The sequence below is a fragment of the Providencia rettgeri genome (assembly GCF_023205015.1).
Lineage (GTDB): Bacteria > Pseudomonadota > Gammaproteobacteria > Enterobacterales > Enterobacteriaceae > Providencia > Providencia rettgeri_E.
The window spans coordinates 3,316,058-3,333,606 of the sequence record NZ_CP096258.1; the positions used below are offsets into that span (position 1 = coordinate 3,316,058).

Sequence of the window (17,549 nt, forward strand, 5' to 3'; positions counted from 1 at the left end):
AAAGGAAACCCTACCATGGCTGAATTCGGAAATTACATTATTTATTTGATTATGTGCGGAGCCATCATTGGCGCAGTCGCATCCATTGTGAAACCAACCAGTGAACTGGGGAAAGAGTTTGTTAACGGGATCTTTTCTATCGGCCCTGTATTTCTTGCTCAAGCGGGGATCATGGCTGCAGTTCCACTACTCTCACAGTTAATATCTTATGTACTCGGCCCTGTGTTTTCATCGGTCGGGTCTGATGTTTCAATCGCGGCTTTATCCATTATTGCCGTCGATATGGGGGGCTACCAATTAGCGGATGCCTTAACCACTAATCGAGATATGTGGATCACCGCAATGTTGATCGGCTATACCTCTGGGGCCACCATTGTTTACCTGATCCCAGTAGGGTTAACAATGTTAAATCGCAAAGATCATAAATACCTTGCACTTGGTGCAATGGCTGGGTTGATCTCAATACCATTTGGCGTACTCGCTTCACTGCTATTAATTACGTTCAATAATATTCCAGTCAGGGACATTATTTCTACGAACTCACCAGCGGCACATCAATTAACCTTAGATTTCTTTACCATGTTGCAATACTTGATGCCGCTGTTTGTATTCTGTTTTTTATTGGCTGCTGGGCTAAAATATCGCCCGATGTTAATGGTAACCGGCTTCCTGATTTTCGGTAAAATCATGGATGCATTCGTCAAATTAGTCTTAGCATTTTCCATTGTTGAGCACTTTACCGGAGTATTCACCAAAGTTTTCGGTGCATGGGGCTTCGACCCACTGTTTGCAGACCAAAATGAGCTATTCCGTGCCATCGAAATTGCAGGTTATATCGGTATTATGTTAGCGGGTACATTCCCAATTTGTTATTTGTTCCAACGCTACTGTAAACCTTTAGTACGTGCATTAAGTAACCGTTTAAAACTGAGTGATACGGGTTCTTTAGGTTTTATTATGGTGATGGCAAACATTATCGCGACTTATCACTTATTCAAAGAAATGCGAGCGAGGGATAAAGTATTATGTGTCGCATTTGGTGTCTGTGCGCAAGCGACCATCGGTGATCACCTTGCATTCACGGCCAATTTCCAACCTACACTCGTTTTGCCTATTTTGCTTGGTAAATTGGTCGGTGGCTTCTTAGCCGTATTTATTGCGATTAAAATTTCAGTACCACAGGCGATGCGTTATGAAGCTGATGATATAAAAGCGGCTGAAATATCCAAAGAAGAAAGTGAACTCGCGGTTGCGAAACAACATTAATTAACATTAACCACACTTATATATTTAAAGATAAAACCCGCTGTATGCTAAATATGAATACTCATAAAGTAGCATACAGCTTTTATTTATTAGCCTAAAAGCAACTAAAATACTCGTCCATTATTAACATTAAACTCATCCATTATTAACATCAAATTCATTAGATAAATTATCTATATTTAGTCATCACGAACTATTATATGGCCTATCTTTAAATGATATTTTTATATAAATAACTATCAACAATAAATAAAATGTAATAATAACAATTTATAAAAGAGTAATTTATCAAATAACAATTCTCCCAAAATAAAAACACCTCAATAATAGAGATATTGAGGTGCTTCAAGATAAATACCATTAACTCAAATAAGAATCATTTCGCTTTAACGTTCCCAATACGATTCTTCTAAACTATCTTCTTTTTCAGGTAAACCACGAGTCAAGCGAGGTGAATGCTGAGTTAATACTTGATAACTTACACGATTAGCATATTTACACACTTGGGCTAAAGATGAATACGTTAAGTATTGGCGCTCATGTTTACTGGAATTCGGTACATTAGAGCGATGATAAGAATTGGCGGTAATATCGTGAAGTAATGCAGATAAAGCCCCGTCTCCCGCCCCATTCGTGTTCATGATTTTCTCAGGTCCGCCCATATAAGGCTCAATATGCGAGAAAATTCGTAATGGAGTTTGGCAATCTTGTTGGCGCATTGCTCGGCTAAATTCATACAAATTAAATTCTGCAATTGCACCCGGCAATAATGGGTGCTGCGTCGTGCGTTTATAAGCGTCTTCGGTATAGCCAGCCATATACAAGCCAGACGGGCCAGCGGTACATAAAACTAAATCGACCCAGTCTAATGCCATATTAGAGGCAAGTAATGGGTCACTCAGCCCGGTCAGTTCCTGCGCTTCGTCTTCATTCATTGCAACGACTGAAATATGTTCCGCCAAAAAATCACGCCAGAACTGAGGGTCTTGAGCGATGACGAATTTTGTTCCAAGTGTCAACACGACGGGGACATTATGCTTTTTCGCATACGCAATAGCCTGCATCGTCGCATCCGGCATAGTTTCTCCGGGTTTACAGCGAACTAAATAAGCCGTTAATACCAGCGCGGAAGCCCCCGCAATGATATCTTCTGGAATGCTATTTGGGTGCAAGCGGTTCATATGGCCGGGACTGATAGCAAAAGTCCGCTCACCATTTTCAGTGACTAAAGTAAAACAGCGCCCAATCGGGCCATCCACACCCTGTAGAAAATTTAAATCCATACGGCTGGAGGTATGGCATAAATAGCGATAAGCATAGCTGCCAATTTGGATGTTATTGCACATTGCGCCTAATAACACAGATCTGTCATCTGCTAATACTGAATAATTGTGCAGTGTGTTGCCAATCGTTCCACCCGCAAACTCATGAGTAATCAATGCATTATCTGTAAGTTCTTTATATAACGCTTCGGCGGCATCATCTTCAATAACCAGTGAATGCCCCTTACTCAACTGATAGCGTTGAATGAATTCGTCATCCACTTTCGCTTCAATATCGACTAATGTTTGGTCGATACCAACGATATAGGACTTACAATTCTCATCATCTACTAACGTTTCTTTTAAAGGCTGTAATAAAGGATCTCTGAGACTAACAGGGAAATAGTGTTTTGACTTGCGTTGACCGGGGAATTTCATAATTAGAAGATTAACAATGGAACATCGCCCTATTCTAGCACGATAAAATAAAGCCAGCACCTGCAAAGAAGACACTGGCTCCATTGTTTGTCATTTGGTGGTAATTTTACTGATTCTGATGTTTATAATCGCGGTAAAGCTCCCGACTTAACACAAATGCACAGCTCAAAATTAAACCTAATATAGCGCTTAACGCAACAATCAACGCTGATTTAGGCGAATCTTTCTGTAACGGTAAGTCTGGCGTTAAAATAAACTTAACAGGCGTAAAAGCTAATTCTTTCGCGGTTATCTCTTGTAAATTATCGAGATAAATTTTACGATTTTGTAGATTTTCACTCATCAAAGCCAAATCACGATTTTGAGTTTCAATCAGTAATTTTCGCTCTAAAGCTTCAGTTCCTAACGCAATTGGGTAATCAGGATCATCATTAATAGCAACGGATTCGCTGGCGATTGGTTTTTCAATTCCCGCAGCTTTTGCAATATCAACGGCACGCTTAAGCCTTTCAACTTTAACATCATATTCTGTTTGAATTTTGCTGACTTCGCGTTTTAGTGACTCACTAGCATAAATAAGTTTCTCTGAAATCAGATTATCGATTTCAACTTTTAACTGCTGCCTTACTTTCGATGCACTATAACGAATATAGCCTTCAAGCAAATCTTGGGCTTCTGTAGGCGAGGGGGCAGTAAAGCTTAATACAATATCATTTGAGGTACTGTTCTTCTCTTTTGAGAGATCTTGAATTCTAATATCATTAGAAATGATTGAATTCACTAGCCTTTGCTGCGCGATAACATCATCTTTTGGGTCAATTTTCTCGACAAGATTATGGTAATACTCAGTACTTCTTATATAATTTTCTTGATTAACTTTTGAACGATACTGGTCAATAAATGCAGTAAAAACACGTTGAGCACTAAGGTCAACAGGAACATCTAAGACATCCAATTGCGCTTTAAATGCATTGACTTCTTTAAGCTCCTCAGATGCAGGAGGAATAACAATAGCAGTACTGCTCCATTTTTGAGGTAATAACTTAACAACACCAGCACTTACCCCAATACAAACAATCGTAAATATAAGAATCAAAAATTTATGTTTTAACAAAATGGAAAACAAGGCCATCAAGTCAATTTCATCGTTTTGTTGTATATGAAATTGATGAGCAGAAGTCGTCTTCTGCTCTATATTACTCTATGGTGGCTGCTGCTTATTGCTCATATTAATTCCAAAAGACATAACATTTGTTCAATCATTTATAATTTCAGATAAGTGATTATAGTCTATAATCCGCTTATTGATATATCGATAAGCAAACTTTTCTACATTATTTTGCTGAATAGATTATTTTAGTATACCTTGAATTATTGTATTAATCATATGAATACTATTTGGATTGTCATTTAAAGCTGGTATGTAATTATATTGATTACCACCGCTACTCATAAAAAACTCTTTATTTTGTTCGCTAATTTCTTCTAATGTTTCTAAGCAATCAACTGAAAAACCAGGGCAAATAACCTGAACTGATTTTACACCTTGGCTGGGTAATTCATGCATCGTTTTATCCATATAGGGCATCAACCATGGCTCACGCCCAAAACGTGACTGGTAGGTCAGCATGACTTTATCCTTTGGATAATTCAACGCCTCACGGAGTGCCTCAGCCGTTTTTTCGCATTCTTGCTGGTATATATCTCCAGTATCACAATAACGCTGTGGAATGCCATGGAAAGACAGTACAAGCCTATCGGGCTCACCATGCTGAGCGAAGCTTTCTTCTATCGAGCTGACTAGCGCTTGAATATAAGCGGGATGTGTCGCATAACTGCGAATGAATTGCACGTTTGGAATGGTTCGTCTGCTGGCAAATGCTCTCGTTAATGCATCATATACCGCGGCAGTGGTCGTACAGGAATACTGTGGATACAGTGGGAGGACGACTAAATCGGTCACGCCTTGGTCTAACAAACTATCCACTGCGCTTTTAATTGAAGGGGAACCATAACTCATACCTATCTCTACGGCAGTATCCGGCAATAATTCCGCTAATTTCTGTTTTTGACGTAAGGAATAGACCAGTAATGGCGAGCCATCTTCTAACCAAATCGATTGGTATAATTTGGCGACTTTAGAAGAACGAAGCGGTAAAATCGCCCCATGCAAAATGGGTTTCCAAATCAAGCGAGGTACATCAATAACGCGCTTATCACTAAGAAATTCGGCTAAATAGCGTTTCACTGCTGAGGTTGTTGGGGCATCAGGGGTTCCTAGGTTAGCTAACAAAATGCCGGTTTTTTTTTCTGACATGAAACAACTCCTAATTGATAATTATTCCCAACTTTAGCACAGTTAATTAACGATTTTTGTCACCAAGTGGTATAAAAAAGAAAGGCAGCGATCACCGCTGCCTTCATATAATACCTTTATACTTAAAACAATTCGAATCACAGTAACTATAACTGCAATGCAAAGCATAATAAGTACAAATATTAACCTAAAATTTTCGCCAGTTCTTCACTAACTTCGGCTACTTTACGCGTACCATCTAATTTGAAGTACTTGGTATTCCCTTTTTTAGCTTCATTTTGGTAATACGCAATTAAAGGCGCGGTTAATGCATGATATTCTACCAGACGCTTACGTACGGTGTCTTCTTGGTCATCTTTACGGATGGTTAGTTCTTCACCTGTTATATCGTCTTTGCCTTCAACCTTTGGTGGGTTAAAGTTAATATGGTAAACACGGCCTGATGGTGCATGTACACGACGACCAATGATGCGCTCAACAATAATTTCATCAGGTACATCAAATTCCAGCACGTTATCAACCGTGATGCCTGCTTCTTTCATGGCATCCGCTTGTGGGATAGTACGAGGGAACCCATCCAACAAGAAGCCATTGCGGCAGTCATCTTGTTTGATGCGCTCTTTAACTAATGCGATAACTAATTCATCAGTAACTAATTTACCGTTATCCATCAGCTCTTTAGCTTGTAAACCGAGCTCGCTCCCTGATTTAACAGCGGCACGTAACATGTCACCAGTTGAAATTTGAGGGATCCCAAACTTTTCCATAATAAACTGAGCTTGAGTGCCCTTACCAGCGCCCGGAGCGCCAAGCAGAATGATACGCATTGCGTAAACCCCTTGCTATTTAGATTTTTATAATTTGAAAAGAAAACAAGCTACCATACCATTAGCATGCCGCTTTACTCAAGAACACACGTAAACGATTTCGCATTTATCTTTTTTCGCAAAAGAAAAAAACCACGCTAAAGCACAAGCAAAAGCGTGGTTTATGCTCAATAACGAAAATACCAAATTAAATTACTTTAGAAGTAATTCATTGATTTTTCGTATAAATAGGTTTGGATCTTCCAATGTACCGCGTTCTGCTAGTAATGCTTGATCCAACAATACATCAACCCAATCTGCAAATACGGACTCATCTGTGACTTCAGCTGCTTTTTTCACCAACGGATGCGTTGGGTTCAGTTCGAAGTTATATTTCACTTCCGGCGCGGCTTGCCCTGCTGCTGCAAACAGTTTCGCCATCTGAGTACTCATTTCATCTACGTCGGTTGTCACAATGGCTGGAGTATCCGTTAAGCGGTGTGTAAGTTTAACTTCTTTAACACGCTCACCTAAGAATGATTTTACGCGCTCAATAAAGGGCTCTAACTGCTTATCGGCTTCCTCTTGCTCCGCTTTGTTTTCATCCGCTAGCTTATCTAATGACTCATCGGCTTTACTTACGGATTGGAACTGTTTGCCGTCGAATTCCGATAAGTAATTCATCATCCATTCATCTATACGGTCAGATAACAGCAAGACTTCTATACCTTTTTTACGGAATAACTCAAGGTGCGGACTACCTTTTGCCGCTGCATAGCTGTCTGCGGTGATGTAATAGATTTTATCTTGGCCTTCAACCATACGGCTTACATAGTCTTCTAAAGAGACATTCTGTACGCTACTATCGGTATGAGTCGTTGCAAATCGCAGAAGTTTAGCAATAGTTTCGCTATTTGCCATATCTTCTGCTGGGCCTTCTTTCATTACTAAGCCAAATTGTTGCCAGAAGGTTTGGTATTTTTCGGTATCAGATTTAGCTAGCTTTTCCAACATTTGCAGAACGCGTTTAGTTAATGCGCTGCGTAAACTACGGGTTAATGCGCTGTCTTGCAGTATTTCCCGTGAAACGTTCAGCGGTAAATCATTGGAATCCAACACCCCACGAATAAAGCGTAGGTAATTCGGCATGAACTGCTCTGCGTCATCCATAATAAATACGCGTTGAACATAGAGTTTCAAGCCGTGCTGTTGGTCACGATTCCATAAATCAAACGGCGCTTTAGAAGGTACATATAGTAGGCTGGTGTATTCTTGCTTACCTTCTACACGGTTATGGCTCCATGTCAGCGGGTCTGCATAGTCATGGGAAATATGTTTATAGAATTCGATGTATTCTTCATCTGAAATTTCAGACTTACTACGCGTCCATAATGCTTTCGCTTGGTTAATTTTTTCCCAAGTAACCGTACCGTCTTCTTCATTTTTTTCTTCAATTTCAACCGGTAAGGCAATATGATCAGAATATTTGCTAATCACTGAACGCAAGCGCCAGTTATCCAAATATTCTTTTTCATCATCGCGCAAATGCAAGGTAATTTCAGTGCCGCGTTCTGCTTTTTCAATATCAGCGATAGTGTATTCACCTTCACCGGCAGATTCCCAGAACACACCTTCGTCTGCTGGAGCACCTGCCGCACGGCTACGTACTGTTACTTTGTCAGCCACGATAAATGCGGAATAGAAGCCCACACCAAATTGACCAATCATTTGGCTATCTTTGACTTGATCACTACCTAATGATTCTAAGAATGCTTTTGTGCCTGATTTCGCGATAGTTCCGAGGTTTTCAATCACCTCTTCACGGCTCATACCGATACCGTTATCGCTGATGGTCAATGTACCTTGGTCTTTGTCGGCACTAATACGCACGCGCAGCTCGCCATCGTTTTCATACAGTTCGGGGTTAGATAATGCACGAAAACGCAGTTTATCCGCCGCATCAGATGCGTTAGAGATCAATTCACGTAAGAAAATCTCTTTATTGGAATAAAGGGAGTGGATCATTAACTGGAGGAGTTGTTTAACTTCTGATTGGAAACCACGAGTTTCCTGTCCTTTCATACTCATTAATCGCCTCTATTTCATCAATCTAATTTAATTGGATAGGTTTGACTTATCGATGCAGATTAATTGGGGGCGAAAAACAGAAATTCAAGCGAAAAGAACAAAAAATTTAAACCATCAGAACCAAAAGCCAATGATTAGAAAGAAAATAATAACCGCAATCATTTTAAAGGTAGTTAATAAAAGGAATAGTTTTATTCATCTCCAATCATGTCCTCTAAATAATTTGTGCCGTAGCTAGGCGTCGAATGCATTAATCCCTGGGAGCATACACAAGTATGTGACTAGGGTTGATGCATGAAGACAACAACGCTACGGCGCAAAGAATGACGAGGACTTTAGAGCCGTTGGCGCCCCGCCAACGAGTGAGAAAGTGTGGTTCCATCAACCATTTCCAACTCCCCACCCACAGGCACCCCGTGCGCAATTCGGCTCGCTGCCACCCCATATTGGCCACACATTTGCCCAATATAGTTTGCCGTCGCTTCCCCTTCTACCGTTGGATTGGTTGCTAAAATGACCTCATTGACCGTCTCTGACGCCAAACGCTCTTCAAGCCTATCAAGGCCGATATCCATTGGGCCAATACCATCAAGAGGTGACAAATGCCCCATCAACACAAAATAGCGCCCGGAAAATTGACCAGTTTGTTCAATTGCATAGATATCTGCTGGGCTTTCAACCACACAAATTAAACCATTTTGTTGGCGGCGTGGGTTATCGCAAATATTACAAACATCTTGTTCTGTAAATGTTCTGCAATCACGGCAGTGACCAATTTCAGACATGGCTCGAGTGAGTGATTGTGCTAAACGCATTCCACCACTACGGTCACGCTGTAAAAGATGAAAAGCCATTCGCTGCGCTGACTTGGGGCCAACCCCCGGAAGACAGCGCAACGCTTCCATCAACGATTCAAGAAGCGGACTTGTTTGCATTAGAATGGCATCTTAAAGCCTGGTGGTAATTGCATACCACTTGAAACGCTAGCCATTTTTTCTTTTTGCGTTTCTTCGATGCGACGCGCAGCATCATTAAATGCCGCTGCAATCAAATCTTCTAACATTTCTTTGTCGTCTTCGAGCAAGCTAGGATCAATTTCAACACGGCGGCAGTTATGTGAGCCATTAATGGTCACTTTAACTAAGCCAGCTCCAGACTCACCTGTAGCTTCGAGTTGAGCGATTTCTTCCTGAACCTTTTGCATTTTATCTTGCATTTGCTGGGCCTGTTTCATCAGGTTACCCAATCCACCTTTACCAAACATAGTTATCTCTCACAACTGAGGCTACAGCTTAACAATGAGACTGTAGCGTTAAACGGGGCGAATACTCTCTTCATCTAATTGCGCATCAAACATTGAGCGCAGTTTTTGAATCGTTTTATCCGCAATAATAGACTGGCGCGCTTGTGCCAGTTTTTCTTCATAAATCGCCTGTCGCCATTCTAGCGGGGTTTTCACCTCGCTATTATCATCATGAACGATTTTCAGTTCAACAGTACGACCATATAGTTCGCTCAGAGCTTCTTCCAACGCTTTGTGTGCCGATGGTTTATCCAGATGCTTCTGAGCCGAGCGCAAATGTAAAACAATTTGCGACTCGCTTAACTCTTCTATATATGAATTCAAAGCTAATTGTTCAACCAGTTTGGGAATATTTAATTTTGCAATCTTCCCAGACCAACTGTCACGAATTCGCCCTTCCTCAATAATTTTAACGGCTAACTCAGGCGTTTTTTCATATTCCAACGCCTCTTTGATCCCGCTTGGCGTTGTCACTGCCTCTTTTGGCGCCATCGCCTCTTCATTTTGAGGCTTCCATTGGTACTGCTTTGGTTTTTGTGGTTTAGCTGCCAGAGACGCTTTATTGACCACATTTTGTTGATGTTTGCTGGTCACGGCAGCCAGCCTTTCCAGTGCTGATGCCGCCGGCTTAGCCCTTTCAGGCATCACCGGTTTAGCCTTTTTTGGGCTAGGATCCTCACTTTGTGGAGATTGTAACGCCTGCCTAGCCTTCAATAACTGTAAAGTTGGGCTATTGTCTGGCAGATTTTCTGCTCGCGCTTGTGCCGGAGGCACCCTTTGCGCCATATTTGATGCCGCAGACGGTGCAGATTGAACAGCGGCTTGTGGAATAACTTTTGGCGGTGCTTCAATTTCAGCAATCACATTTTTAGGATGAAAAGCCAATGCACGTAATAGTGCCATTTCAACCCCCATACGCCGCTCAGGGGCATAGGGGAGTTCTTTTCTTCCGACTAATAACGTTTGGTAAAACAGTTGAAGGTCTGCAGGGGAAATGACCCTTGCGACCTGCCGTAGCCGCCCTTCTGTCGATGACGGATCTGTTTCTTGTTCAGCAGGAAGCAGTTGGATCATCGCGATACGGTGTAATTGCGACAAAATTTCCACCAGCAAGTTTTCCCAATCCGCACCGCGGCTGGCAGCTTGCTCTACCTGTCCCATCACCGCCATGCTATCAGCACGTACTAGTGCTTCAATAATGGCTAATGGCTGCTCGTCATCAAGGGTTCCTAGCATTTGGCTGACAATATCAGCCGTGACTTTCCCTTGCCCCATCGCAATGGCTTGGTCAGTTAAGCTTAATGCATCACGTAAACTGCCATCAGCCGCTCTTGCTATCAGCTGGCGAGCACGTTGGTCATGCTCAATATTTTCTGCATTCAGGATGAGTTCAAGTTGCTCACTGATTTGCGTCACATCTAACGCTTTTAGATGGAATTGCAAGCAGCGAGACAAAATGGTCACGGGGAGTTTTTGCGGGTCCGTCGTCGCCAATAAAAACTTCACATGTTCAGGCGGTTCTTCAAGGGTTTTTAACAACGCATTGAAACTATGACGAGACAGCATATGTACTTCGTCAATTAAATAAACTTTGAAGCGCCCACGTGCTGGCGCATATTGAACATTGTCTAATAATTCACGCGTATCTTCGACTTTGGTTCGGGAGGCTGCGTCAATTTCAATTAAGTCGACAAATCGCCCTTGTTCTATTTCAAGGCAATTAGCGCATTGTCCACAAGGTGAGGCTGTGATCCCTGTTTCGCAATTAAGGCCTTTAGCAAATAGGCGCGCAATCGTTGTTTTCCCTACACCACGTGTGCCGGAGAAAAGATAGGCATGATGAAGCCGCTGATGCGTTAGCCCATTAGCGAGTGCAGTCAAAACGTGCTGTTGGCCAACAACGTCTGAAAATTTTTGGGGGCGCCACTTACGGGCAAGTACCTGATAGCTCATGGATTCCACTGTCATTTAACATGGTACGTGAATATATATAATCATAGTACCATGCTACCACAGCCTCAACCTATACAGCGAGGCTGTGATAAAAATAGAGGGAAAATAAAGATTAGTGGCCTGGGAACTCAACAAGGCTATAAGAAGAAACACCTTCTTTTTGTAGACGTTCAACGCCACCAAGATCAGGTAAACAGATGATAAATGCCGCATCAACAACATTAGCACCAAGCTGTTTGATCATTCTTACCGTTGCTTCCACGGTACCACCGGTCGCGAGTAAGTCATCAACAACTAAGACGTTATCTTCAGGGCTGATGCTATCTTTATGGATCTCAAGCGTATCGGTGCCATACTCAAGGTCGTAAGTCATACTCAATACTTCACGTGGTAATTTCCCTTTTTTACGCACAGGGACAAAACCTACGCCTAAACGTAATGCAACTGGCGCGCCAAATAGGAAACCACGCGCTTCAGTTCCTACAATTTTAGTGACGCCTTTATTTTGATAATGTTCTACTAACATATCAATCGTTGCTTGGTATGCAGCAGGGTTATTTAATAAAGTCGTAATGTCACGAAAGATCACGCCTTCGATTGGATAATCTTGAATCGATGCGATACTTTCTTTAATCAATTGCAGTTGTTGCTCTTTAGCGGTCATAATAAAAGCCATGTAGTAAACACGAAAGTGTAGAATCTATGTAAAGTACCATGAAAATGCAATAAGAAGCCGTCAATTTGGCATCAGTTTTGTTGCTGAATATCAATATTTCGCTATTTTTGACACTTAATGAGAACAAAAAATGAAAATCCCCGCTCTTTTGGACGCGTTAAAAAAGCAAATTGATGAATTGAAAACACGAGTGGAACCCATAAAGGATCTTGAATTTTCACATTCACGCTTCGATATGCAATTGTTTAGTCGCAAATCAACCCGTTTGGGGGATTGCCAAAACGAATTGCAGACCTTATACCAGCAATTGTGCCATAGCGTAACGTTAAACCACAGCGAGCAGGTCAATTTTCTGACTGAAAAAATTGTCCATCAAATGCAAGCAATTTCACGAGAGATCTCTACACAAACGCTACGTGAAAAAGAATCCAGTTTTACTAAAAAAAGGGAACAGGTTGATTTATATGAACGTTTATCACAACATCAAGACTATGAACGACGCTTGCAGGCCATGGTGAGTGAAAAAGAACTTCATTTAAGTGAGCTAACCGACCACCGTTTGCAGCACCAATGCCAAAAAGAACTTGCTGTACTCGCAGGCCGTTTGTACCGATGCCGCCAAGCACTTTTGCGTATTGAAAAAGCCATTGAACATCAAGAAAATCAATATTTTGATTAAATCTCAGAAGGGATCACTATGAATTCGCTCAAAGATGCCCCCCAAGAAGTACAACTTGCCGTTGATTTGATTTATTTACTCGAAAATTCAGGTATTGAAGCCGATATTGTATTAAAAGCTCTTGATATTGTTAAAAATGATTATATTTCCAAACAGATGCAGGCGGCACAAGCCACCCGCACAGATGAAATCTAATTAACTTGGTAGGTTGTCATCACTGTCTTTTGGTGTACGTTTCACTTCTTGCACTTCATCCCCTTTGCTATTATGCAAATGAACCTCTAACTGATTGAATGCAATATCAATATCATTTTCTCGACATAATTTATCTATCGCACGGTTCACTTCATCGCTGGTCACACCACGGTCACCTATCTGCCGCACATAAAAACGCAATTCATGATCTAGCGTACTTGCCCCAAAACTGGTGAAGTAAACATTGGGAGCAGGTTCCGTCATTACCTTGCTATTACTGGTGGCTGCAGATAATAAAACGCGTTTTACTTTATCGAGATCTGAACCATAAGCTACCCCAATCGCTATCGTTACTCGTGTGACGGTGTCTGAAAGCGACCAATTGATCAACCGTTCAGTCACAAAGGCTTTATTGGGTATGATCACTTCTTTACGATCAAAATCGACGATCGTGGTTGCCCGAATACGAATTTTACTAACTGTTCCTGAATAGGTCCCAATCGTCACCGTATCGCCAATGCGGATCGGCCGTTCAAACAACAAAATGATCCCGGAAACAAAGTTTGCAAAAATCTCTTGTAAGCCAAAACCTAACCCGACCGTTAAGGCTGCCGCCAACCATTGCAGCTTGTTCCACGTGACACCAATCATCCCTAATGAGGCGATCGCCCCAATTCCCACAATAATATAAGTCAATATTGTCGTGATGGCATAAGTGGAACCTTGACGAAGTTTTAACCGCGATAAGACCAACACTTCGAGCAACCCCGGTAAGTTCCGTGTCATGACCCACGACACGACGATAATCACTAACGCTAAGATTAAATTAGCCAGAGTCACGTATTGCAAGATATTGCCACCGTCTGCAGAGGTGGTGGTATAACCCCACAAATTCACGCTATCTAAGAAAGAGAAAATAGTGATGAAATCAGACCAAATTGCGTAAAACGCCAATGCAAAGATAATAAACAACACCATCGTGGTGAGGCGTAACGATTGCTGGCTAATCAGCTCAATAGTCATTGGTGGCTCTTTGATTGGCTCATTTTCAGCATCTTCTTGCTTCGACATCGCACGGCGTTCTATGGCACGTTGATATGCTAATTTACGAGCAACCAATGTTAACCCCCTCAAACACGCGCTATAAGTGATATACCACAGCAATAACAGGTATAAACTGTCTATCCAACGGTTTGCTAAGCGTAACGTGGTGTAGTAGTAGCCCGCCATCATTAATCCCACTAAAATTAATGGCGAAAATGTCAGCAATGTCACGACAATACTACGCGTTAAGTGGCTGCCCTTCTCTTGCCAAACTTGTTTGCAAAAAGGAATCGTAAAGATACACAACAAGATAAGAGAAACCAGTACAATTAACTGACCTATCACGTCCTCAGACACTTTCAGTGGGTTAGTAACCCCATAAGTGGAGAAGAAAATGAGTGGTACCAACGGAATCGATAACCGGAGCATTTGGCGCCGCGTCTGGGATATTTTCTCTTTTTCGATACCAAAATGTTTTCGCGCAATACCTTGCGGTTTTAACACGCGGAAAGTTAGCTCAAATAACGCCCAAAATATCGCCAATTGTTGGCAAAATTGCCAAAAGAAGGGCCCTTGTACATTTCCTGTTTTCAAAAACCAGTAACCTAATGCCAGTAAAAACAGTGAAATAGGCAAGGTTTGTATTAATGTCAGCAGCAGCGCAAAAGGTGTGCTTAACACACTATCGTTACGCAAACTGGAAAGCCGCTGGTCAATATCTTGCAATCGATTATTAATTTTACGGTTAAACCAAATAAACAACAGGGCAACCAAAACAAGTGGAATAACCACTAACAGAGAGTTACTAATTCCTCGTTTAATACTGCGGTTCGATAAACTAAAATCAAAGCTATTAATTTGTGTCGCTGCGGCTTCAGGGAAACCTTTAACCCATTCCAAATCGATTGGCTTATTGCTATTCACCCAAAATATTTGTTGCGCCAAGGTATTTTCAAGAGAGCTCACCACACTCAATAATTGGTTTTGATCCAGTTGCAAGTTGATAGCTTGCGAAATTTGCCCACCAAGCTGCTGGTTGAGTTCGTCTAATAAACCCCGGCGTACTTCCAATAATTTCAATAATGTAGATTTATCTTCAGCTGATAATAATGTGCTATTTGCTGGCTCATCCCCTGTTTTTATTTCAAATTGCTGTTCCAACTTCGTAATATAATCATTAGGTTGATAAAGCTCATCACGCTGTTGGTTAATATCAAACTGTTCAAGCCGCAAATCGGCAATCGTTGTGGGTAAATTTTTCGTTAAAATGTCAGGTGGCAAGTCAATTTGTTGTTGAAATAAAATTCGTGAAAGCAATAAGCTACCGCGTAATACATTAATTTGCTCTTTTAAATTTCGTTCAGACTGTGTCGCTCTTTCAAGCCATGTTTTAACTCGAATACCATTTTGCACCAGTTTATTGCTATTTTCGGTCACTGCGATTAAACGGTCACTGAGCGCATTATTAATCGTAATTTCTTTTTGAATAATGGGATTCTGTTGCGCTTCAATATCGGTTTCAGAAGTACTCAATGCTTCACGCACTGTTGATTGGGAGTCATTTAGTCGGCGATGGCTAATCGCGTTTTGTACTTGCTGAATATGGTGCTCCAATTGCTCAATATAGGCTGCGGTATAATCACGTTGTTTTTGCAGCACATCTTGTAATTGAGTGTTCGCCTGTAGAATACGTTTTTGATATTCATTTTGTTGCTGCAATAAATACTGTTCAACTTGCAGCATGGTAATTTGAGTCGGTCTTAAATTCACAGATTCATTCAATGAACTATTTAGCTCATTACGAATTTCTTGTAAGCGCCTCGCATTTTCCAACATCATCGCTTGTGCCCTTTCAGGCTGCGTTTGTAAGCCAATTAATTGGCTACTATAGGTTGCAAGGTCATTTTGCTCTATTTGCAGACTTTCTAAATAAGAGGCTTGTAATGCTTCTAATTGTGAAAGAGAACTATCTTGTATTTTTCGTAGGAAATTTTCGGTGCGTTGCTTATTTTCATTTTTTATTTGCAACAAACCTTGTGCTGCTTGTTTCGATTCTTCACTCGCGCTACTGAGTTTTTTTTGCAGTTCAGCCGTTCGCTGTTCAAGTTTATCCAGCTCGTTATAAAAATCTGAGGTTTTTTCCAGATCAGCGAGAGCAAGTTTATCTTCTTCACTGAGTGAACTTTTTTTATTCAATGCGCTGAGCGCACTTTTTATTTCATTCTTATCAGGTAAGTTATTAGATGTTAATGCCGTAATTGAACTGGAAAAAGATATGATGAAAAAAAACAGTGTTATCGATACTAACTGCCGCCACTTCCATTGTTGTTTCATCATAATGGCATTCCTTTATACAAATAATAATATTGTTTAATTAGGTAAAGTGCCGATAGTCGCCTACCAACACTTACTTTCATCTAATTAAACACATTTTACGTAAAATGCTAGAAAGTTAATATCTTATCAGCTGTTAATGTCCAGCTTGCAAGCTCAACCAATGTGCCGACCTCAACACCATCAGCAAGAGTTAAGTCACTCACACCACGGGCGTCTGTACACGTTTTACATAATTTAACAGGGACATTTTGTGCCGTTAAAATCTCTAACATTTGTTGAAGATTATAACCTTCCTTCGGCTTTTGAGCTGCCAATCCTGCGCTCACTGCATCTGACATCAGAAAAATTTTTAAATCTAACTGTGGCTCTTGCTCTTTTAACGTTATCGCTAGTCGCAATGAGTTGAACAGTGTTTCACTGCCGTAAGGTGCCCCATTGGCAATAATCAAGATAGAGGACATATGGACTCCACTTATTCAGTTTGAATTGGTTTTAACCGGATTGTCGTACTACACTTTAGTGTTTCTAATAGTGTATCAACCAATGTGATTGTATGTTGATTAAAATTTTCTGATTGGAGTAGCCAGTTCTCTAATAAACCCGACATTAGTGAACGGATCATAATCGCAGCACATTCCACATCAAGGTCTGCGGGAAGCTGTCCTGCATCAATACAGGCAGTCAAATTGCCAACTATTCGGCATTGACTCGCAATATAATTAGCGCGTTTAAAATCAACTAACTCAGCCATTTCACCAACTAATTCACACTTCAAAAAGAAAATTTCCATCAAAGCGCGATTTTTTGGGCTTTCAATAAAGTCAGTCAAAATATAAATTAATAATTCTCTTAGTATTGAAAGTGGATCATTGGTATATTTAGAACGATAATATTCTTCAGCTTGTATTATTTGATTATCACCAAATTCACAAGCTTGATAAAAGAGATCAACTTTGTTTTTGAAATGCCAATATATTGCACCTCGGGTAACCCCGGCTGCTTTTGCAATATCGGCTAATGATGTGGCAGAAACTCCTCGTTCAGAGAATGTTTTGATGGCAGCATCTAATATTTCCTGACGGGTTTCTTCAGCCTGTTGTTTAGTTTTTCGTGCCATTGTGACCCGTTTCTATCGAAAGCTGATTTACATACATTCGTGTATGTTTGTACTATAGCATAGTGATA

Annotated in this window: 15 protein-coding genes; 3 read left to right on the plus strand and 12 right to left on the minus strand. The window is 41.0% G+C overall.

Annotated features, from left to right (window positions below; translation table 11 throughout):
- The first annotated feature begins 15 nt into the window (after window positions 1-15).
- Window positions 16-1,266, plus strand: a complete 1,251-nt coding sequence (gene eutH / locus M0M83_RS15140; RefSeq protein WP_125891572.1) for an ethanolamine utilization protein EutH — start codon at window positions 16-18, stop codon at window positions 1,264-1,266.
- A 386-nt stretch (window positions 1,267-1,652) separates the two neighbouring features.
- Here the strand turns inward: eutH and M0M83_RS15145 are convergent, their stop codons facing one another.
- The 9 genes from M0M83_RS15145 to apt all read right to left on the minus strand — a co-directional run bounded on the left by M0M83_RS15145 (window position 1,653) and on the right by apt (window position 12,097).
- Window positions 1,653-2,966 carry an inosine/guanosine kinase gene (locus M0M83_RS15145; RefSeq protein ID WP_125891633.1) on the minus strand — a complete coding sequence of 438 codons (1,314 nt, stop codon included), beginning with the start codon at window positions 2,964-2,966 and terminating at the stop codon, window positions 1,653-1,655.
- 106 nt (window positions 2,967-3,072) lie between these two features.
- Entirely contained in the window at window positions 3,073-4,098 is a 1,026-nt protein-coding gene (gene wzz(fepE) / locus M0M83_RS15150) for an LPS O-antigen length regulator Wzz(fepE) (protein ID WP_248466859.1), read from the minus strand.
- 219 nt (window positions 4,099-4,317) lie between these two features.
- On the minus strand, window positions 4,318-5,283 hold the full coding sequence (hemH, locus tag M0M83_RS15155; protein WP_125891573.1) for a ferrochelatase: 966 nt from the start codon (window positions 5,281-5,283) through the stop codon (window positions 4,318-4,320).
- A gap of 182 nt (window positions 5,284-5,465) precedes the next feature.
- Window positions 5,466-6,110: an adenylate kinase gene (gene adk / locus M0M83_RS15160; protein ID WP_213913897.1), complete on the minus strand. Its 645-nt coding sequence runs from the start codon at window positions 6,108-6,110 to the stop codon at window positions 5,466-5,468.
- Window positions 6,111-6,302: 192 nt separating this feature from the next.
- Entirely contained in the window at window positions 6,303-8,171 is a 1,869-nt protein-coding gene (gene htpG, locus M0M83_RS15165; RefSeq protein WP_185746886.1) for a molecular chaperone HtpG, read from the minus strand.
- A gap of 341 nt (window positions 8,172-8,512) precedes the next feature.
- Window positions 8,513-9,112 carry a recombination mediator RecR gene (recR, locus tag M0M83_RS15170; protein WP_213913895.1) on the minus strand — a complete coding sequence of 200 codons (600 nt, stop codon included), beginning with the start codon at window positions 9,110-9,112 and terminating at the stop codon, window positions 8,513-8,515.
- Window positions 9,112-9,441, minus strand: coding sequence for a YbaB/EbfC family nucleoid-associated protein (locus tag M0M83_RS15175; RefSeq protein WP_004260403.1), 330 nt, complete (start codon window positions 9,439-9,441; stop codon window positions 9,112-9,114). Before M0M83_RS15175 ends, recR begins: the two co-directional genes overlap by 1 nt.
- A 48-nt stretch (window positions 9,442-9,489) precedes the next feature.
- Window positions 9,490-11,433, minus strand: coding sequence for a DNA polymerase III subunit gamma/tau (dnaX, locus tag M0M83_RS15180; RefSeq protein WP_213913893.1), 1,944 nt, complete (start codon window positions 11,431-11,433; stop codon window positions 9,490-9,492).
- A 112-nt stretch (window positions 11,434-11,545) separates the two neighbouring features.
- On the minus strand, window positions 11,546-12,097 hold the full coding sequence (gene apt / locus M0M83_RS15185; RefSeq protein WP_125891578.1) for an adenine phosphoribosyltransferase: 552 nt from the start codon (window positions 12,095-12,097) through the stop codon (window positions 11,546-11,548).
- Window positions 12,098-12,239: 142 nt separating this feature from the next.
- On the opposite strand from apt, the gene priC reads away from it, so the two are divergent.
- Both priC and M0M83_RS15195 read left to right on the plus strand, forming a co-directional pair.
- Window positions 12,240-12,788, plus strand: a complete 549-nt coding sequence (gene priC / locus M0M83_RS15190) for a primosomal replication protein PriC (protein WP_102139397.1) — start codon at window positions 12,240-12,242, stop codon at window positions 12,786-12,788.
- An 18-nt stretch (window positions 12,789-12,806) separates the two neighbouring features.
- Window positions 12,807-12,983: a DUF2496 domain-containing protein gene (locus M0M83_RS15195; protein ID WP_213913892.1), complete on the plus strand. Its 177-nt coding sequence runs from the start codon at window positions 12,807-12,809 to the stop codon at window positions 12,981-12,983.
- Here M0M83_RS15195 and mscK read toward each other — a convergent pair whose 3' ends face one another.
- The 3 genes from mscK to acrR form a co-directional block, all read right to left on the minus strand.
- On the minus strand, window positions 12,984-16,364 hold the full coding sequence (mscK, locus tag M0M83_RS15200) for a mechanosensitive channel MscK (RefSeq protein ID WP_248466860.1): 3,381 nt from the start codon (window positions 16,362-16,364) through the stop codon (window positions 12,984-12,986).
- Between the two features lie 107 nt (window positions 16,365-16,471).
- Window positions 16,472-16,825, minus strand: coding sequence for a DsrE/DsrF/TusD sulfur relay family protein (locus M0M83_RS15205; RefSeq protein WP_125891582.1), 354 nt, complete (start codon window positions 16,823-16,825; stop codon window positions 16,472-16,474).
- 11 nt (window positions 16,826-16,836) lie between these two features.
- Window positions 16,837-17,481 (minus strand): multidrug efflux transporter transcriptional repressor AcrR, encoded by a 645-nt coding sequence (acrR, locus tag M0M83_RS15210; protein ID WP_125891583.1) that lies wholly within the window; start codon window positions 17,479-17,481, stop codon window positions 16,837-16,839.
- Between the last annotated feature and the right edge of the window lie 68 nt (window positions 17,482-17,549).